At 71.1% G+C, this 20,823-nt stretch carries 23 protein-coding genes and 1 pseudogene; 16 read left to right on the top strand and 8 right to left on the bottom strand.

From position 1 onward, the window contains the following. Positions 1 to 3 precede the first annotated feature (3 nt). Positions 4 to 528, top strand: a complete 525-nt coding sequence (locus AB0M54_RS02300; protein ID WP_364314172.1) for a hypothetical protein — start codon at positions 4 to 6, stop codon at positions 526 to 528. On the opposite strand, the gene valS is transcribed toward AB0M54_RS02300, so the two are convergent. Then, positions 525 to 3,053: a valine--tRNA ligase gene (gene valS / locus AB0M54_RS02295; protein ID WP_364468689.1), complete on the bottom strand. Its 2,529-nt coding sequence runs from the start codon at positions 3,051 to 3,053 to the stop codon at positions 525 to 527. The two genes, AB0M54_RS02300 and valS, sit on opposite strands and share 4 nt — an antisense overlap. Before the next feature lie 82 nt (positions 3,054 to 3,135). Between valS and AB0M54_RS02290 the strand changes: the two genes are divergently transcribed. Both AB0M54_RS02290 and AB0M54_RS02285 read left to right on the top strand, forming a co-directional pair. Then, on the top strand, positions 3,136 to 3,678 hold the full coding sequence (locus AB0M54_RS02290) for a DUF5565 family protein (protein ID WP_364314177.1): 543 nt from the start codon (positions 3,136 to 3,138) through the stop codon (positions 3,676 to 3,678). Positions 3,679 to 3,729: 51 nt separating this feature from the next. Beyond that, on the top strand, positions 3,730 to 4,311 hold the full coding sequence (locus AB0M54_RS02285; protein WP_364314179.1) for a Uma2 family endonuclease: 582 nt from the start codon (positions 3,730 to 3,732) through the stop codon (positions 4,309 to 4,311). Between the two features lie 20 nt (positions 4,312 to 4,331). Here the strand turns inward: AB0M54_RS02285 and ychF are convergent, their stop codons facing one another. Continuing rightward, positions 4,332 to 5,417, bottom strand: coding sequence for a redox-regulated ATPase YchF (gene ychF, locus AB0M54_RS02280; RefSeq protein WP_364468687.1), 1,086 nt, complete (start codon positions 5,415 to 5,417; stop codon positions 4,332 to 4,334). Between the two features lie 148 nt (positions 5,418 to 5,565). Between ychF and AB0M54_RS02275 the strand changes: the two are divergent. The 5 genes and pseudogenes from AB0M54_RS02275 to AB0M54_RS02255 form a co-directional block, all read left to right on the top strand. Then, positions 5,566 to 7,101, top strand: a pseudogene (locus AB0M54_RS02275) (AlkA N-terminal domain-containing protein); the annotation flags it as partial. Positions 7,102 to 7,178: 77 nt separating this feature from the next. Next, positions 7,179 to 7,676 carry a methylated-DNA--[protein]-cysteine S-methyltransferase gene (locus AB0M54_RS02270; RefSeq protein WP_364314185.1) on the top strand — a complete coding sequence of 166 codons (498 nt, stop codon included), beginning with the start codon at positions 7,179 to 7,181 and terminating at the stop codon, positions 7,674 to 7,676. Positions 7,677 to 7,854: 178 nt separating this feature from the next. Further along, a complete protein-coding gene (locus tag AB0M54_RS02265; protein WP_364314188.1) occupies positions 7,855 to 8,028 on the top strand; it encodes a hypothetical protein in 174 nt (57 codons plus the stop codon). Between the two features lie 36 nt (positions 8,029 to 8,064). Then, positions 8,065 to 8,616, top strand: a complete 552-nt coding sequence (locus tag AB0M54_RS02260) for a 3'-5' exoribonuclease (RefSeq protein WP_364468685.1) — start codon at positions 8,065 to 8,067, stop codon at positions 8,614 to 8,616. Further along, complete coding sequence (locus tag AB0M54_RS02255) at positions 8,546 to 8,704, top strand: CPCC family cysteine-rich protein (protein ID WP_364314192.1); 159 nt, start codon at positions 8,546 to 8,548, stop codon at positions 8,702 to 8,704. The genes AB0M54_RS02260 and AB0M54_RS02255 overlap by 71 nt, the downstream gene beginning before the upstream one ends. 101 nt (positions 8,705 to 8,805) lie before the next feature. On the opposite strand, the gene AB0M54_RS02250 is transcribed toward AB0M54_RS02255, so the two are convergent. The 3 genes from AB0M54_RS02250 to AB0M54_RS02240 are packed head-to-tail and all read right to left on the bottom strand — an operon-like array spanning position 8,806 to position 11,692. Then, positions 8,806 to 9,564 (bottom strand): carbohydrate ABC transporter permease, encoded by a 759-nt coding sequence (locus AB0M54_RS02250; protein WP_364468683.1) that lies wholly within the window; start codon positions 9,562 to 9,564, stop codon positions 8,806 to 8,808. After that, positions 9,561 to 10,436, bottom strand: coding sequence for a sugar ABC transporter permease (locus AB0M54_RS02245; protein ID WP_364314197.1), 876 nt, complete (start codon positions 10,434 to 10,436; stop codon positions 9,561 to 9,563). Before AB0M54_RS02245 ends, AB0M54_RS02250 begins: the two co-directional genes overlap by 4 nt. Continuing rightward, on the bottom strand, positions 10,433 to 11,692 hold the full coding sequence (locus AB0M54_RS02240) for an extracellular solute-binding protein (protein WP_364314200.1): 1,260 nt from the start codon (positions 11,690 to 11,692) through the stop codon (positions 10,433 to 10,435). Before AB0M54_RS02240 ends, AB0M54_RS02245 begins: the two co-directional genes overlap by 4 nt. Before the next feature lie 174 nt (positions 11,693 to 11,866). Between AB0M54_RS02240 and AB0M54_RS02235 the strand changes: the two genes are divergently transcribed. From AB0M54_RS02235 to AB0M54_RS02225, 3 genes are all read left to right on the top strand, one after another. Further along, a complete protein-coding gene (locus tag AB0M54_RS02235; protein ID WP_364317057.1) occupies positions 11,867 to 13,156 on the top strand; it encodes a transcriptional regulator in 1,290 nt (429 codons plus the stop codon). Positions 13,157 to 13,379: 223 nt separating this feature from the next. Next, complete coding sequence (locus tag AB0M54_RS02230; protein WP_364314202.1) at positions 13,380 to 13,727, top strand: metalloregulator ArsR/SmtB family transcription factor; 348 nt, start codon at positions 13,380 to 13,382, stop codon at positions 13,725 to 13,727. Continuing rightward, positions 13,711 to 14,205 carry an SRPBCC family protein gene (locus AB0M54_RS02225; protein ID WP_364314205.1) on the top strand — a complete coding sequence of 165 codons (495 nt, stop codon included), beginning with the start codon at positions 13,711 to 13,713 and terminating at the stop codon, positions 14,203 to 14,205. Before AB0M54_RS02230 ends, AB0M54_RS02225 begins: the two co-directional genes overlap by 17 nt. On the opposite strand, the gene AB0M54_RS02220 is transcribed toward AB0M54_RS02225, so the two are convergent. Both AB0M54_RS02220 and AB0M54_RS02215 read right to left on the bottom strand, forming a co-directional pair. Beyond that, positions 14,172 to 15,512: an MFS transporter gene (locus AB0M54_RS02220; RefSeq protein WP_364314208.1), complete on the bottom strand. Its 1,341-nt coding sequence runs from the start codon at positions 15,510 to 15,512 to the stop codon at positions 14,172 to 14,174. The two genes, AB0M54_RS02225 and AB0M54_RS02220, sit on opposite strands and share 34 nt — an antisense overlap. 17 nt (positions 15,513 to 15,529) lie before the next feature. Further along, positions 15,530 to 16,084 carry a hypothetical protein gene (locus AB0M54_RS02215; protein WP_364468681.1) on the bottom strand — a complete coding sequence of 185 codons (555 nt, stop codon included), beginning with the start codon at positions 16,082 to 16,084 and terminating at the stop codon, positions 15,530 to 15,532. A gap of 66 nt (positions 16,085 to 16,150) precedes the next feature. Between AB0M54_RS02215 and AB0M54_RS02210 the strand changes: the two genes are divergently transcribed. From AB0M54_RS02210 to AB0M54_RS02200, 3 genes are all read left to right on the top strand, one after another. Continuing rightward, a complete protein-coding gene (locus tag AB0M54_RS02210; RefSeq protein ID WP_364468679.1) occupies positions 16,151 to 16,996 on the top strand; it encodes a MerR family transcriptional regulator in 846 nt (281 codons plus the stop codon). Further along, positions 16,996 to 17,355, top strand: coding sequence for a VOC family protein (locus tag AB0M54_RS02205; protein ID WP_364314217.1), 360 nt, complete (start codon positions 16,996 to 16,998; stop codon positions 17,353 to 17,355). Before AB0M54_RS02210 ends, AB0M54_RS02205 begins: the two co-directional genes overlap by 1 nt. A gap of 82 nt (positions 17,356 to 17,437) precedes the next feature. Further along, the gene (locus tag AB0M54_RS02200) at positions 17,438 to 17,992 is read left to right on the top strand and encodes a DM13 domain-containing protein (RefSeq protein WP_364468677.1); all 555 of its coding nucleotides are present in this window, start codon (positions 17,438 to 17,440) and stop codon (positions 17,990 to 17,992) included. Here AB0M54_RS02200 and AB0M54_RS02195 read toward each other — a convergent pair. Next, positions 17,987 to 18,436: a MarR family winged helix-turn-helix transcriptional regulator gene (locus AB0M54_RS02195; RefSeq protein ID WP_364314223.1), complete on the bottom strand. Its 450-nt coding sequence runs from the start codon at positions 18,434 to 18,436 to the stop codon at positions 17,987 to 17,989. The genes AB0M54_RS02200 and AB0M54_RS02195 overlap by 6 nt on opposite strands. Positions 18,437 to 18,627: 191 nt before the next feature. Between AB0M54_RS02195 and AB0M54_RS02190 the strand changes: the two genes are divergently transcribed. Both AB0M54_RS02190 and AB0M54_RS02185 read left to right on the top strand, forming a co-directional pair. After that, on the top strand, positions 18,628 to 19,893 hold the full coding sequence (locus AB0M54_RS02190; RefSeq protein WP_364468675.1) for an amidohydrolase: 1,266 nt from the start codon (positions 18,628 to 18,630) through the stop codon (positions 19,891 to 19,893). Between the two features lie 155 nt (positions 19,894 to 20,048). Next, entirely contained in the window at positions 20,049 to 20,813 is a 765-nt protein-coding gene (locus tag AB0M54_RS02185) for a G5 domain-containing protein (protein ID WP_364468673.1), read from the top strand. Positions 20,814 to 20,823 lie beyond the last annotated feature (10 nt).

Genomic DNA, 20,823 nt, shown 5'->3' with positions numbered 1-20,823 from the left:
GTCATGTCGGTAGAGCCGGACGAGGTCGCCGCCCCGGCGGACGACACGATCGTCTTCCACTCGTCCCCGGTTCGAACCTTCCTGGTCATGACCGGCCTGTTCATGCTCGCCTACCTGGTCGTCTCCCCGCTGGTCGACCTGCTGCTGGGCGCCGACGACGATCCCTGGTGGCTGACGCTGGTCCAGGCGGCCGTGATCTCGCTCGTCGTCGCCGGCGCTTTCGCCTTCTCCTCGAGAGGCTCGCTGTCCACCTGGGTGCGGGTGTCCAGCGCCGGTCTGGAACTCGCCGCCCAGGGCAGCGACCCGGTCTTCCTGACCTGGCCCGACATCGAGCACGTGGTGGTGCGCCGCTCCGGCACCCGCACCGTCCTCGAGGTCACCCCGGTCGACCTCGACCGCGTCCACCCGGTCGAGAACGCGGACGTGGGCGGGCCGGCGATGGACGGCAAGGCGTTCACCGCCGACCTCACCCAGCTCTGGCCTTCGCCCCGCACATTGAGGCGTGAACTGGAGCGCCGGATGCACTAGAACGCGCTGGCTATGACCAACTCAGGCGTCCGCTCGGGCAGGTAGTCGAGCTTGGTGATCCGCCCGGCCGCCTTCAGGTCGCCCTCGATCAGCGCCAGCCGGTCCAGCACCGCCGCCGGGCCCAGCGCCTCGGCCAGCGGCACCTCGGCCTTCATCGACAGCTTCCGGTCCGACTTGGCCCGCCGGATCTGCCGCAGCGCGTCACCGGCCAGGTCGATCAGCTCGGCGTCACCCTCGGGCGCGACCCGGGTCAGCTCGTACTTGGTCGGCCAGGTCGCCTTGTGCACCGACCCGTACCGCCACCACGACCAGACCTCTTCCGTCACGTACGGCAGGAACGGCGCGAACAGCCGCAACTGCACCGACAGCCCGGCCGCCAGCGCCGCGCGGGCCGAACCGGCGGCCGGCCCGTCGGCGTACGCCCGGTCCTTGACCAGCTCGATGTAGTCGTCGCAGAACGTCCAGAAGAACGCCTCGGCCGCCTGCAGCGCGTCGGTGTGCTGGAAGTTGTCCAGCGCCTTGGTCGCCGTCTCGACGACCGTGGCCAGCCGGGCCAGCGCCGCGCGGTCGAGCGGCTCGGTCACCGGCTGTCGTAGCGCCTCCTGCGCGCCCAGCCCGAGCGCGAACTTCGAGGCGTTGAGCAGCTTGGTGCCCAGCCGCCGGCCCACCTTGATCTGCGCCGGGTCGAAGGCCAGGTCGGTGCCGGGGCGCCCGTTCGCGGCCCAGTAGCGGACCGCGTCCGAGCCGTTGTCGACCAGCAGGCCCATCGGCGTGACGACGTTGCCCTTGGACTTGGACATCTTCTTGCGGTCCGGGTCGAGGATCCACCCCGAGAGGATCGCGGTACGCCAGGGCAGGACGCCGCGCCGCAGGTGGCTGCGGACGACCGTGGCGAACAGCCAGGTCCGGATGATCTCCTGGCCCTGCGGCCGCAGGTCCATCGGGAACACCTTGTCGAACAGCTCCGGGTCGGTGCCCCACCCGCCGACGATCTGCGGGGTGAGCGACGACGTGGCCCAGGTGTCCATCACGTCCGGGTCGGCCATGAAGCCGCCCGGCTGGTCGCGCTGCGACTCGTCGTAGCCCGGCGGGCACTCCGAGGACGGGTCGACCGGCAGCGACGACTGGTCGGGGATGAGGAAGTCGTCGTGGATCGGCTCGCCCGCGTCATCCAGCCGGTACCAGACCGGGATCGGCACGCCGAAGAACCGCTGCCGGCTGACCAGCCAGTCCCCGGTCAGCCCGTTCACCCAGTGCTCGTAGCGGTGCTTCATGTGCTCGGGCACCCAGCGCAGCTCGCGGCCCTTGGCCAGCAGCGCCTCACGCAGCTCGGGGTCGCGGCCGCCGTTCCGGATGAACCACTGCCGGCTGGTGACGATCTCCAGCGGGGAGTCGCCGTTCTCGTAGAACTTGACCGGGTGGGTGATCGGCTTCGGCTCGCCGAGCATCCCGCCGGTCTCGGTGAGCAGCCGGACCGTCTCGCGTCGGGCCTGGTTGACGTTGCGGCCGGCCAGTTCGGCGTACAGCTCGGCGGGGACGCCGGCCGGGGCGTCCGGCCGGAAGCGGCCGTCGCGCCCGATGACCACGCGCGTGGGCAGGTTCAGGTCACGCCACCAGACGACGTCGGTCAGGTCGCCGAAGGTGCAGACCATGGCGATGCCCGTGCCCTTGTCCTTCTCGGCGGCCGGGTGGGCGTACACCGGAACCTCGACCCCGAAGACCGGCGTGCGCGCCGAGCGCAACCCGGCGAATCGCTCGTCGTCCGGGTGATGGACCAGGGCGACACAGGCCGGCAGCAGCTCGGGCCGGGTCGTGTCGATCTCGATCGGCCCGTCCGGCCCTTGGAAGATCAGCCGGTGGTACGCGCCGGCACGCTCCCGATCCTCCAGCTCGGCCTGCGCGACCGCGGTCCGGAAGCCGACATCCCACAGCGTCGGCGCCTCGGCCGTGTACGCCTCGCCGCGCAACAGGTTATCCAGAAAGGCGCGCTGCGAGACGAGCTGCGACTTGCGGCCGATCGTGGTGTACGTCATTCCCCAGTCGACCGACAGCCCGAGCCGGACCCACAGCGCCTCGAACGCCTTCTCGTCCTCCTCGGTCAGCTTCCCGCAGAGCTCGATGAAGTTGCGCCTGGAGATGTTGATCGTCTCCTTGGCTTTCACCGACGGCGGTTCCCATGACGGGTCGTAGGGCAGCGATGGATCGCACCGGACCCCGTACACGTTCTGGACCCGCCGCTCGGTCGGCAGCCCGTTGTCGTCCCAGCCCATCGGGTAGAAGACCGACCTGCCGCGCATCCGCTGGAACCGCGCGATCAGGTCGGTGTGCGTGTACGAGAAGACGTGACCCATGTGCAGCTCGCCGGATACGGTGGGCGGCGGCGTGTCGATGCTGAATACATTCGTCCGCTCGGCCTGCCGGTCGAACCGATAGGTTCCGGCCTCCTCCCACCGTGCGGCCCACTTGCCCTCGAGGCCGTCCAGGGAGGGGCGATCCGGCATGCGGCCACGCCCAGGGTCAGTCATGCACCTCAGGGTAGGACCGCGCCGACCTCCCGGGCACCCGACTTACGTCTAACCGCCTTGCCCCGCCTGCGACGATGGCGACGTGAACAAGATCCCCACCGTCTTCCTCCGCGACCCGGCCGACCGGAAGCGCACCCTGCCCGAGGTCAACCCGGTCTGCCAGTGGGTCCTCGACGGCGAGGGCGTGCCGACCCGCAAGTACGACGGCACCTGCGTGCTGCTCGACGAGGACGGCGTGTGGTGGGCGCGCCGCGAGGTCCGGCCCGGCCGCACTCGCCCGCCCGGCTACCGCCCCGTGATGACCGACGAGGCAACCGGAAAGACCGTCGGCTGGGAGCCGATGGCCAATTCCGCCTACGCCCGCTACCACGCCGAAGCCGTCCCGGCCGGCCACCCTCGGGCCCCCGGCACCTACGAGCTGATCGGCCCGAAGGTCAACGGCAACCCCGAGAACGTCCCGGCCCACACCCTGGTGGCCCACGCCGAGGCCGAGGTCTTCGACACCCCGCGCGACTTCGAGGGCCTGCGCTCCTGGCTCCTGGCCCACCCCGCCTACGAGGGCATCGTCTGGCACCACCCCGACGGCCGCCGAGCCAAGCTCAAGCACCGCGACTTCGCCCCGTGACGCTCGCCCGCGAGAAGTCGGGCGAGCGTCACGGAATGCTACGGTGAGGTCATGACTGCGGTGCCCGACTGGATGCGGCCGCCCCGCCTGGAGGGGTGGTTTGCCGACGACCTCGACCACCTTCCTGAAGCGCCGCGGCACACCGAGCTGATCGATGGAGCACTCGTCTTCATGATGTCCCCCCAGCGTTCCTGGCACGGTCGGATTGTCACCGCGTTGGTGGTCGCCCTCAACGAACAGACGCCATCGGGTATCGAGGTTGAAAGAGAGATGACGATCAGGCTCGACGAGCGGAACCGCCCCGAGCCAGACCTCGTCGCGACGACGGCGCCTTATGAGCCGGACCGCACCTTTTACGTCCCTGACGAGGTTCTTCTGGTCGTCGAAGTCGTCTCGCCCGAGTCGGCGCACCGCGACCGGACGGTGAAACTGCGCAAGTACGCGGACGCCGGCATCGCGCACTACTGGCGGATCGAGGACGAGGACGGATCGCCGGTAGTCCACGCCTACGAGCTCGACCAGCCCACTAGGTCGTACGTACCGACCGGAATCCATCGACACGAGCTGGACATCACGATGCCGTTCGCCATCAAGCTCGATCTGGATGGGCTGGTGCCCGGCCGCAAGAGCTGACCGGGCGCCACTTTCCGTGATCAGACGTTGAAGCGGAACTCCACCACGTCGCCGTCCTTCATGATGTAGTCCTTGCCCTCGATGCGGACCTTGCCGGCGGCCTTGGCGGCGGCCATGGAGCCGGCGGTCATCAGGTCGTCGTAGCTGACGATCTCGGCCTTGATGAAGCCGCGCTGGAAGTCGGAGTGGATCACGCCGGCGGCCTCGGGGGCGGTCGCGCCCTTGGAGATCACCCAGGCGCGGGCCTCCTTGGGGCCGGCCGTCAGGTAGGTCTGCAGGCCGAGCGTCTCGAAGCCGACGCGGATCAGCTGGTTGAGGCCGGGCTCGGTCTGGCCGGTCGACTCGAGCAGCTCCTGCGCCTCGTCCGGCGGCAGGTCGATCAGCTCGGACTCGATCTTCGCGTCCATGAAGACGGCGTCGGCCGGCGCCACCAGGGCGCGCATCTCGGCGAGGAAGGCCTCGTTGTTGAGCTCGTCCTCGTCGACGTTGAACACGTAGATGAACGGCTTGATGGTGAGCAGGTGGAGTTCGGCCAGCAGCGCGATGTCGATGTCCGCGGCGGCCGCGCCCTTGTGGAGCGTCACACCCTCGTCCAGCAGCTTGAACGCGGCCTCGGCGGTGGCCGCCACCGGCGCCCGGTCCTTCTTGAGCTTGGCCTCCTTCTGCAGGCGGGGGATCGCCTTCTCGACCGTCTGCAGGTCGGCCAGGATCAGCTCGGTGTTGATCGTCTCGATGTCGTCGGCCGGCGAGACCTTGCCGTCGACGTGCAGCACGTTCGGGTCGGAGAACGCGCGGACGACCTGGCAGATGGCCGAGGCGTCGCGGATGTTGGCGAGGAACGCGTTGCCGCGGCCCTGGCCCTTGGACGCGCCGCGGACCAGGCCGGCGATGTCGACGAACGACACCGGCGCCGGGATGATCTTCTCGCTGCTGAACAGCTCGGCGAGCTTCCCCAGCCGATCGTCGGGCAGGCCGACCACGCCGACGTTCGGTTCGATCGTCGCGAACGGGTAGTTCGCGGCGAGAACGTCGTTCTTGGTCAGGGCGTTGAACAGCGTGCTCTTGCCGACGTTGGGCAGGCCGACGATCCCGATGGTGAGGCTCACAGCGGGCCAGTCTACGTGTCGGCCGGCAAGCCCAGCGCGATCATCCGCTCCGCCGGGTTGCGCCACAGCGACCGGACCGTCTTACCACTCATCGTCATGTCCGAATCCCGCCAGCCAGGTGACCCTCGGCCGGGGCAGACTCGGTGTCATGGAGTTGGACTTCGAGCGCTGTTACCGCGCCGTCAGCAGCCGCGACCAGCGGTTCGACGGCTGGTTCTACACCGCCGTGCGTACCACCGGCATCTACTGCCGCCCGTCCTGCCCGGCCGTCACGCCGAAACGCGAGAACGTCGAGTTCCACCCCAGCGCCGCCGCCGCTCAACGGGCCGGCTTCCGGGCCTGCCGCCGCTGCCGCCCCGACGCCGCGCCCGGCTCACCCGAGTGGGACGTGCGCGCCGACGTGGTCGGCCGGGCGATGCGCCTGATCGGCGACGGCGTGGTCGACCGCGAGGGCGTGCCCGGCCTGGCCGGCCGGCTCGGATACACCGAGCGGCACCTGCACCGCATGCTCACCGCCGAGCTGGGCGCCGGACCACTGGCCCTGGCCCGCGCGCAGCGGGCGCAGACCGCCCGGATCCTCATCGAGACCACCGACCTCGGGCTGGCCGAGATCGCGTTCGCCGCCGGTTTCGGCAGCGTGCGGCAGTTCAACGACACGATCCTCGAGGTGTACGCGCGTCCGCCCGGCCAGCTGCGGGAACGGCGGCCGAAGGCGGCCACCGAGGCCGGCACGATCTCGCTGCGGCTCGCCTTCCGGGCGCCGCTGCACATCCCGTCGCTGCTCGGATTCCTGGCCGCCCGCGCGCTGCCCGGCATCGAGGAGGTGACCGGCACCGCGTACCGCCGGGGTCTGAACCTGCCCCACGGAAGCGCGACCATCACGCTGCGGCCGGGTGATCGCTGGGTCTCCGCCGCGCTCAAGCTCACCGACGTGCGGGATCTCGCGCCCGCGGTGGCGCGATGCCGGCGGCTCTTCGACCTCGACGCGGACCCGATCGCCGTCGACGGCACGCTGGGTGAGGACCCGGCGCTGACGGCGTCGGTCGAGGCGGAGCCTGGGGTACGGGTGCCGCGCTCGGTCGACGGGTTCGAGATGGCCGTCCGGGCCGTCGTGGGCCAGCAGGTGAGCGTGGCGAGCGCGCGGACGACACTGACCCGCCTGCTGGCCTTCTCTTCACCCGGCGCCTTGTCGCCCGGCGTTTCGTCGCCCGATGTCTCCGCGCCTGGCGTCTCCGCGGCCGGTGCCTCCGCGCCCGGCGGCTGCTCGCCCGGTCCCTCTTCGCTCGGCGCCCCTTCGCCCCGGGCCGTTGATCTGGTCGGCTTCCCGTGCGCCGAGACGGTGGCCCAGATGCCCGATGAGGCCTTCCGGATGCCCGCGGCGAGGCGCGCGACGATTCGGGCGCTGGCCGAGGCGGTCGCGGACGGCAAGGTCGACCTGGAGCCGGGCGCCGACCGCGAGGAGGCGGTCGCGCGGCTCATGGAACTGCCGGGCATCGGGTCATGGACGGCAGGTTATGTCGCGATGCGAGCGATCGGCGACCCTGATGTGTTCCTCCCCACGGATGTTGCCGTCCAACGTGGAGCCGAGCTATTGGGGCTGCCCGCCGCGCCGAAAGCGTTGGCCGAGCACGCATCCCGCTGGCGGCCGTGGCGCTCGTACGCGGTCATGCGCCTCTGGCGAAGTTATCCACAGGCCGCTCCGGAGGCGACTTCGGCACGGCAGTCTGAGAACCCCCGATCGACGACCGAAGGAGCTTCCTGATGTTGCACTACGCGACCATGCCCACCCCGGCCGGCTCGTTCACCATGATCGTCAACGACGACGGCGCCGTGCTGGCCTCCGGCTTCACGCCCGACGCGGCCAAGCTGATATCGCTGATCCATCGCGACCTGGTGACCGACGTCCGGCCGGTCAACGACCTCGGCCCCGCCACCCAGGCGGTCAGGTCCTATCTGGCCGGTGACCTGACCGCGATCGACGACGTGCCGGTGCTGCAGAAGACCGGCGGCCTGTTCATCGCCAACGCCTGGAAGGTGATGCGCGACATCAAGCCCGGCACCCCCATCAGCTACACCGACTTCGCCCTGCTGTCCGGCCGCCCGACAGCGGTGCGCGGCGCCGCGCAGGCTTGCGCCACCAACGCGGCGGCCCTGTTCGCCCCGTGCCATCGGGTGCTGCGCAGTGACGGCAAGCTCGGCGGCTATCGCTGGGGCCTCCCGGTCAAGCAGTGGCTCCTCAACCACGAGTTCACGGCCTGACCAGCGCCGCGCCGCTTGGGTCGGCGCCGTGCCGCCTGACACGATGCCGAGCCGCCTGGGCCTGCGCCGAGCCACCTGGGCCGGGGGAGTCGGCCGGGCCGGGGGGAGTCGGCTGGGCCGGGGGAGCCGCCGGAACCGGGCCGGGAACCGTCCGCCGGCCCGGCGCGTCGGTAACGGCATGAGAAAGCGCGCCGGGCTGCTGATCGCCCTCATCATCGCGGGCCTCGTCACCGTGATCGCGGCTGATCCCGCTCCTGGCCTGGCGAAATTGAAGCGGCGCGACCGTTGGCCTGGGTGCGTTGGCCGCCCGCCGCCGACGCGGCTGATCCCGCTCCTGGCCTGGCGAAATTGAAGCGGCGCGCCGGAGCTCAGCGGCTACTGTCCGGGCATGGCAGAGATCTACGTGAGCACCGACATCGAGACGGACGGCCCGATTCCGGGGCGCAACTCGATGTTGAGCTTCGCCTCGGCGGCGTTCAACGGCAGCGGGGCGATGGTGGGTACGTTCACCGCGAACCTCGCGACACTGCCGGACGCAGTCCCGGATCCGGACACCATGGCGTGGTGGGACGGGCAGCCGGAGGCGTGGCGGGCGTGCCGGGTCGACCCCCGGGATCCGGCCGAGGCCATGGGTGACTACCGCGCTTGGCTGGAAGGGTTGCCGGGCAAGCCGGTGTTCGTCGGCTACCCGGCGGCGTTCGACTTCATGTTCGTGTACTGGTATCTCGTCCGGTTCGCCGGGCGCAGCCCGTTCTCACACTCGGCGCTCGACCTCAAGTCGTTCGCGATGGCGGTGCTGGGCACCGAGTTCCGGGGCACCAGCAAGCGGACCATGCCGAAGGAGTGGTTCGGGGCGGCGCGCCACACGCATGTCGCCCTGGACGACGCGATCGAGCAGGGTGAGCTGTGGTTCGCGATGCGGCGGGCGGCCCGTGGCTGACGAGACGCGGTTCCCGTGCCCCTGCTGCGGCTATCTCGAGTTCGGGGAGCCGCCCGGTTCGTACGACAGCTGTGAGATCTGTTTCTAAAAGGACGACTCGATCAAGCTTCGTTGGCAACAGGCCGTCGCTGCGGGAGTCGCGGCAGATCTACGCCGGCGACGTGGGACGCCACCTCCGCGCGGTGGGGGTCAGTCCTTGACGGCGCCGCCGAGGCCCTGGGACAGGTGGCGGCGGACCAGGAGGAAGAAGATCAGGACGGGGATGGTCATCAGGGTGGAGGCGGCCATGATGGCGCCCCAGTCGTTCTCGTCGGGCTTGAAGAAGATCAGCAGGGCCAGGGGCAGGGTCTGGCGGTCGGTCGCGCTGATGATGAAGGTGCGGGCGAAGAGGAAGTCGTTCCAGGCCGCGATGAACGAGAAGACGCTGGTGGCGGCCAGCCCGGGCGCGACCAGGGGGAACAGCACGCGGGTGAGGATGGTCAGGCGGCCGGCGCCGTCGAGGGACGCGGCCTCCTCCAGTTCGACGGGCACGGTGGCGACGAAGCCCCGCATCATCCAGATCGCGAACGGCAGGGTGAAGGCCGTGTGCACGAGCATCAAGGAACCCAGGGTGTTCAGCGCGCCCAGGTCGCGGACCAGGAAGAACAGCGGGATGGTCAGGGCTTCGATGGGGGCCATCTGTGCGATCAGGAACAGCACCAGGATCGTCGTACGGAAGCGGAATCTGAATCTCGACAGGGCGACCGCGGCCAGGAACGCGATCAGGCCGGAGGCGACCACGACGACGACCGCCACCAGCAGGCTGTTGAGGAAGTACAGCGCGAAATCGTCGACGGTCAGGACGCGGCGGAAGTTGTCCACAGGCAGCGCCGAGACGACCATCCAGAGGATCGGGAAGGCCGTGGCGAACGCGACGGCCAGGGCGAGGAGGTTCAAGAAGCGCTTCACAGCGGCTCACCGGAACGGCGCAGCGTACGCAGGTAGAGCAGCGTGATCACGAGCAGGATCACCATCATCACCACGCCGATCGCCGAGCCCAGGCCGTACTCGCCGGCCGCGAACGCCTGCTGGTAGGCCCAGACGTTGAGGGTGAGGTTCTGGCCGGCGATGCCACCGCCGGCCGTCATCACGTAGATCTGGGTGAAGACCTTGAAGTCCCAGATGATCGACTGGATCACCACGATGGCCAGCAGCGGCCGCAGGATCGGGACCATGATCTGCCAGAACGTGCGCCACGCCCCGGCGCCGTCGATCGCCGCGGCCTCCAGCACCGACGACGGGATGGCCTCGATGCCGGCGTAGAGGGTGACCATAACGAACGGGAACGAGTGCCACACCACCACGGCGCCGACCAGCGCGAACGCGACCATCCGGTCGTACGTCCAGTTGTAGGCGCCGAGCCCGAGCAGCTGATTGACCAGCCCGAGGTTGGTGTCGAAGAGGAACATCCACACGGTCGAGCCGGAGATCGCCGGCACCGCCCAGGCGGCCATCGCGGCCAGCGACAGCAGCAGCCGCGGCAGCCGGCCGATCTTGGTCAGCAGCACCGCGAGGCCGGCGCCGACCGCCAGCGTGGCGAGCACGCAGGCGGCGGCGAACACGACCGTCGCGCCCAGCACCGACCAGAACCGCGGGTCGGTGAACAGCGCGGCGTAGTTGTCCCCGCCCACGAACCGGGTCGGCCGGCCGCCGCTGACCTGCGCCTGGCGGAAATCCAGGGCCGAGATCAACCCTAACTGCCAGACGGGGTACGCGAACAGCGGCACCAGCACGACCGCCGCCGGCAGCAGCAGCCACAGCGGCGTGAACCGCCGGGTCACGGCTTCAGGGCCGCGTCGATCTGCTTGGCGGCCTCGTCGGTCGCCTGGTCGACGCCGGCCTTGCCGGTCACCACCTTCTGGATCATGGTCGGCAGCACGGCCTGCGCGTCGATCTTGCCCCAGCCGGGGTGCAGCGGCACGAACTTCGTACCCGCCTTGATCGTGTCGGTGAACGGCTTCAGGAACGGATCCTTGGCCGCGACCTGCTCCAACGCGGGCGTCAGGGTCGGCAGGTTGCCCATCGCGTCGTACATCTTGGTCTGATATTTGGCGCTCGCGAGCAGGGTGAGGAAGTCCGCGGCGAGAGCCGGACGCTTGCTGTTCCGCATGATGCCGAGGTTGTTGCCACCGGCGAACGCGGGCGCGATCGAGCCGGGCTTGGCGCCGGGCAGCGGGACCACGGCGTACTTGCCCTTGACCGCCCCGGCGTCGACGGCGCCACGGTTGAAGTTGCCCAGGATGGCCAGGCCGGCCTTCCCGGCGGCGAAGAGCTCGACGGTCTTTCCGCCGGTCAGGTCCGCGCACTGCTGGGCGGGGCAGATCTCCGGGGAGATCAGGCTGGTGTACGCGGACAGCCCGGCCCGGGACGGCGCGGAGTTGATCTGCGCGATGTCGCCGCCCGCGTCCCACACGTAGGGCAGGGCGGCGAACGTGTACTTGCCACCGGCGGCCACCCCGACCATGTCCGGCTTCCGGGCCCGGATCGCCTTACCGGCCGCCGCCACGTCGGCCTGGCTGGCGGGGGCCGTCAGGTTCAGCTCGGTGAAGAGGTCGGTGCGGTAGTAGAGCGCGCGGACGCCGACGTACCACGGCACGCCGAGCAGCCTGTTCTGGTAGGTGGCGCTGGCCTTGGCGTCGGCGCCGAGGTCCTTGCCCTCCGGCCACGCCGTCACGGCCGGGCCGAGGTCGGCCAGGCCGCCCGCGGCCGCGTACTCGGCCAGGTCGGTGTTGCCGTATTCGACGACGTCGGGCGCGCTGGCCGGGTCGTTGAACGCGCCCTTGAACCGTGCGCCGCGGGTCTCCACCGGGATGTACTGAACGTCCACCGTGGCGCCCGCGTGGCCGGCGACGAACTCGGCGATCGCCTCCTGGACGACCTTCTCCTTCGGCGCGCGGTTGGGCTCGTCGAAGAGCCAGACCTTGAGCGTTCCGGTACGTTCGCCGCCGTCCGACGGAGCGTCGGTGGGCGCCGAGGTGGACGGGGCACAGGCGCCGACCAGCAGACCGGCAAGCACGAACGGGACAAGTCGCTTCATGACGGAGCCTCCCAGCGCGGGTGTTGCCCATACGCGCTCAGAGCAGCTCTGAGCGCGTATAGGCAACACCTAAGATTTCGGGACTAGGTTCGTAAGTGGCTCGTTGATTCGGCTACTGTCCTCAATGGCCAAGCCATAGTCAAGGCTCGATCCCCTATCGATGCGGAGTTGAGTGTGCTCATCGGGGTGGTGCTGCATTCCGGGCATCGGGCGCGGTTCGCCGAGGCCGCCGCGACGCTCGGCGGGGTGACGCTGGCCTGGGCCACGTACGACCACGAGGACGAGATCCGCGACCTGGTCGCCGGCATGCTCGCCGCGCACCGTCCGGACGGCGTGCTGCTCGGGCTCGTACCCCATGCCCGGGCCCGTGATCTGCTGCCCGCCGACCTGCCGGTGATGGTGACCCGGCCGGCCGCGCTCGACCTGGCGCTGGCCTGGGCGCGGGCGCGCGGCGAGGGCCGGCCGGCCACCCCGGTCAGCGTGGACACCTTCACCGACGAGACGGTGGACGAGGTCGCGGCCGCGCTGGGGCTGCCCGCGGCCGAGATCGCGCGGCTGCCGTTCGACCCGTCGCAGAGCACCGACGACGTGGTGGCGTTCCACCGGTCGCACGTCGAGCGAACCCGGGCTTCGTACGTGATCAGCGTGCGCACCGCGGTCAGCGCCGCCCTCGACGGGTCGGTCCACGTGCTGAACGCGCTGGCCACCGCCGGGACCATTCGCGCCGACCTGCACGAGCTCGCCCTGCGCATCCGGTCGCTGCGCGCCGACCGGGGCCGGTTCGCGGCCGGCCTGTTCCTCGCCTCGGCCCCCGGCGGCGACTCCGACCGGGCCCGGATCGGCCTGCTCAACCTGCTGGTCAACGCGCCCGAGTTCGCCGACGCGTGGACCGGCGAGCGCGGCCGGCGTGGCGTCGTCGTGTTCGCGCCGGCGTCCCTGTTCGAGTCGGTGACCCACCAGTGGACCGGCCTGCCGGTGCTGGCCGAGGCGAGGGAACGTCTCGGCGTACGCGTCGCGGCGGGTTTCGGCATCGGCGCCTCGGCCAGGTCGTGCGTGGAACTGGCCGAGAAGGCCGCCTCGTTCGCCGAGCGTGACCCCGAACCGCGCGCCTACCTGATGACCGAGGAGGGCGTGGTGCTCGGCCCGATGGGAACGTCGTCGTCCCGCCTCGCCTACACCTACCGCGACCACGGCAACCTCGACGACCTGGCCGGCCGCGTCGGCCTCAGCGCGGCGACCCTGTCCCGCCTCGCGGCCCTGGAGCGTTCCCTCGGCGACCGCACCCTGTCACCCAGCGACCTGGCCCGCGCCCTCGGCATCACCGACCCGAGCGGCCGCCGCCTGATGCGCAAGCTGGTCGAGTCCGACCTGGCCATCGACGAGGGCAGCACCCAGCCCCACCCCAAGGGCCGCCCCGCCCGCCTCTACCGCCTCACCATCGCGGCCGCCCTCGGCCCCCGCTGAACGACGTACGGGTCCCTCGAGCACGACCGGGGTGGGCCGCGTCAGCGGCGGGCGGGACCACTTACGCACGTTGCAGGGAGGCGGCCGCGGAAGCGGAGCGTGCGGCCGCCGGACCGACCTCGGCGGGAGCAGCGGTCGGCACCACCCGCCCAGCTACGACCTGATCTTGAACTTGATCCAAGAAGGGGCTTGACGTATTCCGTTATGGGAATATGATTTCCCCATGGCGCGAGCGGCTACCACCACAGATGCGTTCAACGCGGTTGCTGAACCCCGGCGGCGGCAGATTCTTGATCTGCTGGCTCAGCGTGAGATGCCCGTCAACGACCTGGTCACGCTGCTCGGGCTGGCTCAGCCGCAGGTGTCGAAGCACCTGCGCGTCCTGCGGGAGGTAGATCTCGTGCGGGTTCGCGACGAAGGGCGGCAGCGGATGTATCGACTGAACTCCGAGCCGCTCAAACCTATCCACGACTGGCTCCGGCGTTACGAGCAGATGTGGGACGAGCGGTTCGATCTGTTGGAGCAGGTGCTCGATGAGCTCAAGGAGGAAGACGATGACAACGACGACTAGCGGTACGGCCAAGGTGACGCTTCCGGCCGACAACCAGATCCTGATCACGCGCGAGTTCAACGCGCCGCGTCACCTGGTGTGGAAGGCCTACACCACGCCCGACCTGGTCAAGCGGTGGTGGGCGGGGCAGCGCGGCAACGTGACCAGCGCCGAGATCGACCTGCGGGTCGGCGGCAAGTGGCGGTACGTGATGGATGCCGGCGCCGGCTTCGAGGTGGCCTTCCACGGGGAGTTCCGCGAGATCGACGCGCCCTCGCGGCTGGTCAACACCGAGGCGTACGAGGGCATCCCCGACCCGGACGGCCACGCCGGCCTGGTCACGGTGACGTTCACCGAGAAGGACGGGCGCACCCACCTGGAGATGCTGTGCGAGTACAACGACAAGGTCGACCGTGACGCGGTGATCGAGTCCGGCATGGAGGGTGGCATGCAGGAGTCGATGGATCAGCTCGAGATCGTGGCGGTCGACCTGTCCTGACTGCCCGCCCGGCCGGCCAGCGCCATCACGGTCAGCCCGATGGCGCTGGTGAAGACGAGAACACCGACGAAGGGGGCGCTCGTCACGGTCGCGAAGAGCAGGCCGGTGAGGGCGAGGCTGGTGCTGCCGCCGACCGCGTCCGTGATGCTCTTGGCCGCGGTGTTGAAACCCTCACGACCGGGTTCTGAGTACGCGAGGACGAGCGTGCTGATCTGCGGATAGAGGGTGCCCATGCCGAAGCCGCCCAGGAACCAGCCGACCGCCACCATGGCCGGTGGCAGGTGCAGGCCGGCGGTGATCAGTTCGGTGGCGGCGCCGGCGGCGAGCAGGACGGCGCCGGCACGCAGGGCGACCACGGGGCGCAGCCGGTCACCGACCCGGGCCTGCACGGCCGAGGCCAGCGCCCACGACACCGCCGCGGCGGTCAGCGTGACGCCAGAGAGCCAGGCGGGCAGGCCGTACCGATCCTGGAGCAGCAGAGGAAGGTAGACCTCGGTGCCGAAGAACACCGCACCGGCGGCGCCGCAGAGCAGGACGGCGGCGGGCAGGCCGCGTCGGGCGCGGTAGGTCCCGGGTGGGACGAGGCCCTTCGCCGCGACCACGATCACGGCCACCGCGACCGGGGCGACGGCCCAGGCCAGGCGCAGGTTGAGGTCGGCGGTGTAACTGAGGCCCACGACGGCGGCGGCGAGCAGGACCGCCGCGCGGATGCGAGCGGGATCGAGGAAGGAGCCGACCGACGAGGAGGGAGCGTTGCGCAAGGCGGGCAGGACCAGCACGGTGGCGACGGCCACCAGGGCGAGCACGCCGAGGAAGACCCAGTGCCAGCTCAGGGCGTCGGCCACCACGCCGGCGACGAACGGGCCGACGATCGACGGCAGCACCCAGGCCGAGGCGAACGCCCCGAAGATCTTGATGTGCAGGTCGGCGGGGTAGAGCTTGGCGATCAGCACGTACAGGGAGACGGTGATGCCGCCGGCGCCCAGGCCCTGGAGGAAGCGGCCGGCGACGAAGACGCCCATGGTCGGGGCCAGCCCGGCCACGGCCAGCCCGGCGGCGAACAGGGCGATCGCGGTGAGCAGAGGCTTCGCCGGTCCGCGGCCGTCGGCCCAGGCGCCGGAGGCGACCATCGCGATCACCGAGGCGGCCATCACGGCCGAGAACGCCAGCGAGTAGAGCGCACGTCCGTTCAGGTCGGCCGTGACCACAGGCATGATCGTGGTGACCGCCAGGGACTCGAAGGCGGCCAGGAAGACCAGGCTCCACGAACCGATCGTGGTCAGGGCGTAGGGGCGGCGGAGAATCACCCCCCGACGCTAGAACCTCAACCCCGATCGAGGTCAACGGACTTGCGTTGGGCGTCACGCGCGGCCCGCAGGCGGCCGGGCAGCGTGGCGGCGACCGAGAGCAGGCCGAGCCGCAACGCCAGCGCCCGGTGGGGGTGCTCGTGGCCGTTCGCCTCCAGCCGGGCCAGCCAGCGCTTCTCCAGGTGGCGGCGGCTGACCAGCATGCCGATGCTCAGCCCGCCCAGGACCAGGGTCACGGCGAGCCGCCGGGGGTCCATCGGCTCGGGCCGGTCATCCGCCATGTCGCCGTCAGGAGCAGCGCCGCCGTCAGGAGCAGCGTCGTCGGCGGGGGCAGCGTCGTCGGCGGGGGCATCGGCGCCGGCAAGCGCGTGAGCGGTGGTGGTGGCGGGCGCGGCGGTGGAGGCGGCGTTGCGGACGCCGGCGGCCAGGCCGATCGAGACGACCGAGGCGATCGCGCCGGCCCGGGCCAGCCGCCGCGGCCGGACCGGCAGCTCGCCGGCGGCCACCCAGGCGGCGGTCAGGGCTCCCTCGGCGAGGGCGGATCCGACGGCACGCACGTAGGTCAGGGCCATGTGTGCACGGTAGTGCGGCCGGACAAGCTTGACCCTCCGGCGGCCGGAGAGTGCAGAGTGATCCGTATGCCCGCCACGATCACGATCGGTGAGTTCAGCCGCCTCACCCATCTGCCGGTCAAGACGCTGCACCACTACCACGAGGTGGGGGTGCTGGTGCCGGCCGAGGTCGATCCGGCCACCGGGTACCGGCGGTACACGCCCGAGCAGGTGGCCGCGGCGCATCTGGCGCGCCGGCTGCGGGACGTGCGGATGCCGCCGGCCGAGATCCGGGCTGTGCTGTCCACCGCGGGTGACGATCGGGAGGCGGGGATCGCCGCGCATCTGGACCGGCTGCACCGCGAGCTGACCGAGACGGCCACGGCGGTGGCGTCGCTGCGGGCCTTGATGGCGGCCGGCCCGGCCCCGGCCGTGGTGCGGCTCCGGGAGTTGCCGGCGCTGGCGGCGGTGGGCACGAGCGCGGTGATCGACCGGACCGAGATCACCGCGTACTGCGCCGAGACCTTTCCCCGGCTGTTCGCCGAGCTCTCCCGGCTGCACGCCGAGCCGGTGGGCCCGGGCGCCGCGCTCTACGGACCGGGCTGGTTCGAGGACGGCGGCGGCCGGGTGACCGCCTACGTGCCGGTGAGCGGCCGCCCGACCGGCGGGCCGTTGCCGGACGACGACCGGATCGGGCTCGGCGCGGTCCCGGCCGGCCGCTTCGCGATGGCCCTGCACGCGGGCGCGTTCGACGACCTGGACCTCACGTACGGCCTGCTGGGGCAGCATGCGCTGAGCGGCGGGACGGCCGCGGACGGCCCGATCCGCGAGGTCTATCTGGTGACTCCGGCCGACACGGGCGACCCGGCCCGGTGGCGGACCGAGATCTATTGGCCGCTCCGCGAGGAAAACGAGAACGAGGGAGACAACTGATGCTGCGCATCGAACAGATCGTCATCGACAGCGCGAACGCGGCCGAGCTGGCCGGTTTCTGGTCTCGGGTGCTGAGTCGCCCGGTCGACCCGGGCGCGAACGAGTTCTTCGCCACCATCGGCAAGCAGTCGCAGGACGGCGGGCCGGCGCTGATGTTCCTCAAGGTGCCGGAGAGCAAGGCCGGCAAGAACCGGCTGCACCTGGACCTGAGCGGCCCGGACTGGCGGACCGAGGCGGACCGGGTGGCCGGCCTGGGCGCGGTGAAGCGGTCCGAGCACGCCGAGTACGGCACCGAGTGGATCACGTTCGCCGACCCGGAGGGCAACGAGTTCGATCTCGGCGCGGGTCTGGCCGCCTGATCCTGTCCGGTTCCGGCCATGATCTAGCGCCGTCACCGATCGGTAAGGGTTTCCGCGCTTTGAGCGGGATGTACTGGTGCCCATGAGCATGCGTGCAGTCCGCTGGCCCCTGGCGGCGGCCCTGGCGGCGGCCCTGGCGGTTCTCGTCGGGGCCGGCCTCTACCTGTTCCAGCCCTGGAAGCTGGTCACCGATCACGAGGTGAAGGAGACGCTGGCCGCCGTGCCGGCGCCTCAGGAATCGGCGGCCTCCCCGGAGGCCTCCCCGGAGGCCACGGCCGCGCGCCGGGCTGTGGTGCGGCAAGGCTCGTTCATCAGCCACGAACACGACACCAGCGGCCAGGCCCGGGTGGTCGCCGAGCCGGACGGCTCGCACGTGCTGGAACTGGTCGGCCTCGACACGTCGAACGGTCCTGACCTGCGGGTCTGGCTGTCCGAGCAGCCGGTGCGCACGGGCCGGGCCGGGTGGCGGGTCTTCGATGACGGCGACTGGGTGGAGCTGGGCCGGCTCAAGGGGAACCGGGGGGACCAGGCGTACGCCATCCCGGCCGGCACCGACCTGGAGCAGCTGGAGAGCGTGACCATCTGGTGCAAGCGGTTCTCGGTCTCGTTCGGCGCGGCCGGCCTCACGCCGCTATGAGCAGCCCGATCCCATCCCGTTCAGGGCCGCCGCCAGCTTCCTGAGCTCGAGCTCGGTGAGGTGGTCGAAGATGTGCCGGCGCACGCTGGCCAGGTGGGTCGGCCAGGCCTCGCGCAGCCGCTCGAAGCCGGCGTCGGTCAGCACCGCCTCGAGCCCGCGGGCGTCTTGCTCGCAGCGGACGCGTTCCACGTAGCCCAGCACCTCGAGCTTGCCGGCCAGCCGGGTCATCCCGCTCAGGGACATGTCGCAGGCGCCGGCCAGCTCGCTCATCCGCAGCCGGCGGCCGGGCGTCTCGGACAGGTGGCGCAGCGCGGAGTATTCGCTGAGCGTCATCCGCTCGCCGCGCTCGAGGTCGGCGTCGAGCTTTCGCGGCAGAACCATCATCAGTCGCCCCAGAGCGCGCATCACCGCCTCTTCCTCGGCGGTCAGCGGCTCGGGCGGCATGGTTCAGATGGTACGTCGCCGGCGGCTCCGGCCACTTGATCAGGGAAAGAAGGGCAGGGAAAGGAGGGAAAGGGTGGTGGTAGGTCCACTGTGGCGGAAGGCCGGCGCCGCCATCCTGAGAGCGACGGCTCGCCGGGGGCGGTGGCCGCTTGCAGGGGGAGGCAACGGTGCCGGATTCGAAGAAGCGTGTGGTGAGCCGTCGGGTCGTGCTCGGCGGAGCGGCGGCCGGGGTGGCCGGGGTGGCCGGCAGCTGGCTGGTCCCGCCGGGTGCGTCCTGGGCCGGCGAGAAGTTTTCGGACACCAGGATCGACGCGGTGGCGTCCCGATGGGATCGGCGGCTCATCGAGTTACGCCGTGACCTGCATCGGCATCCCGAGCCCGCCGGCGAGGAGCGGCGGACCGCGGACGTGGTGGCGCGGTGGCTCCGGGCGGCGGGACTGACCGTCACCACGGGGGTCGGTGGGCACGGCGTCGTGGGTGTTCTCACCGGGGCCCGCCCGGGCCGGACGGTGGCCTATCGCGCCGACATGGACGCGGTGCTGCCGAACGGCCAGCTCGGCGGTGGCCCGGACACGGCTCACGTGTGCGGCCACGACCTGCACACGACGATCGGCGTCGGGGTGGCGGTGGTCCTGGCCCGGCTGCGGGAACGGCTGGCCGGCCGGGTGATGTTCGTCTTCCAGCCCGCCGAGGAGGCGCTCGCCGGGGCGGCCGCGATGCTGGCCGACGGGGTGTTCGACCGGGTGCGGCCGGCCGAGATCCACGCGCTGCACTGCGGACCGTGGCCGGTCGGGAAGATCATGGTGATGCCGGGTAAGGGGATGCCGGGCCTGGACCGGGGGAGCGTCAGCCTCACCGGCCCGGACGCCCTGGCCCGGGCCGAGCGGCTCGCCGACGGCATCAACGCCCTGGGTACGGTGGCCCGGCCGCTGACGCCGGCGGATTCCGAGCGGTTCGTCGCCGACCTCGAGACGCCGCATGGTCCGCTGGAACGCTTCGTGGTCACCTCGGCCGACGCGAGCGAGTCGGCGGGTGGCGCCGAGGTGCGGGTGTCGTCGCGCTGCTGGCCGCTGAACCGGTACGCGGAGGTGCGGGAGGCAGTAAGCCGCCTGGCCCGGTCGGTCGGGGCGGCGTCGGTGGCGTTTCCCGATGCTCCGTTCCCCGGCCTGGCCACCCCTGAGCGGGACGCCCGGCGACTTCAGCAGTACCTGCGGCGGATGGTGGGACCGGATCGGACCGGGACGCTGTACGCGTCGATCCCGTTCAACGGCGAGGACTTCGGCCTGTTCCTCGGCCGGATGCCCGGCACCTACAGCTTCCTCGGCGTACGGACGCCGGGCGCCGGCATCATGACCAGCTACCCGCACGTCGGCACCTTCGACCCGGACGAGCGGGCCATCGGCCTCGGCGTCCGCGCGATGGCCGGCTGGCTGGCCGAGCGGGCCGGCGGCCACTGAGGGAAGCCAGCACAACGGACGGGCGGGCGCCAGGTGACGCGCTCGCCGGTCCGTCGTTCGGGGGACGCCGGGGTAGTTGAATCCGCCGCCGGACCCGGCACAATGCTCTGGTGCAAAACCAGACAACTAGTGACTCATGGCAGCATCTGCTCGAAATGCCACGAAAGTCTTGGTGGGCCCGGCTGCCGTTCGGTGTGCGGATGACCGCGGGAGTCAGCGCCGTGCTCATGGTGATCGGCGGGGGCACCGCCGCGATCGCTCAGTTGACCGAGGATGAGCCCCGGATCATCCGGCCGGTCGGTGACGATCGGGCCGTGTTCGCGGCCCCGCCCGCGGCGACGTCGGCCGAACCGGACACGACGAGCACGAGCGCCGCGCCGGCGAAACCCGAACCGGTGGCGGCGGCCCAGCAGCAGCCGGAGGCGGACCGGCCGCGGCAACCGGCCGGGGTCGCCGCGCCGGTCCAGCGGAAGGCAGAGCCGGCCCCGCCGGTGGTGAAGCCGCGGGCGGTCGAGCCGCAGCCGGTGACCAAGGTGGCGCCACGCATCACCACCCGCACGGAGACCGAACGGCGGATGATTCCCTTCCGTACCCGTCTGGTCCGTGACCCTGCCCTGCCCCGCGGGGCCAAGCGGATCCAGACGCCGGGCGTGCCGGGCGAGGAACTGCTGCGGTACGCCGTGACGATGACCGACGGCCGCCCGACCGAGCGCCGCCTGCTGGACGCCCAGGTCACCAAGCAGCCGCAGCATCGGGTGGTGGCCTTCGGGACGCGGCGCAACGACTGCCGCGACGACCGCTGTGGCCCGCTGTGGCGCAAGTCGGGCTGCGAGAAGACGACCGAGAGCGCCGCGGCCGACCTCGGCCTCACGGTCCAGGACCTGAAAGAGGTCGAGCTGGAGCCGGGGCTGCTCTGCTGAGACTTTAATA

It is taken from the genome of Actinoplanes sp. NPDC051470 (assembly GCF_040682035.1).
In the GTDB taxonomy this organism is placed as follows: Bacteria; Actinomycetota; Actinomycetes; order Mycobacteriales; family Micromonosporaceae; genus Actinoplanes.
The sequence above is the reverse complement of the archived record's forward strand: the minus strand, read 5'-3'. Positions and strand labels throughout refer to the sequence as shown.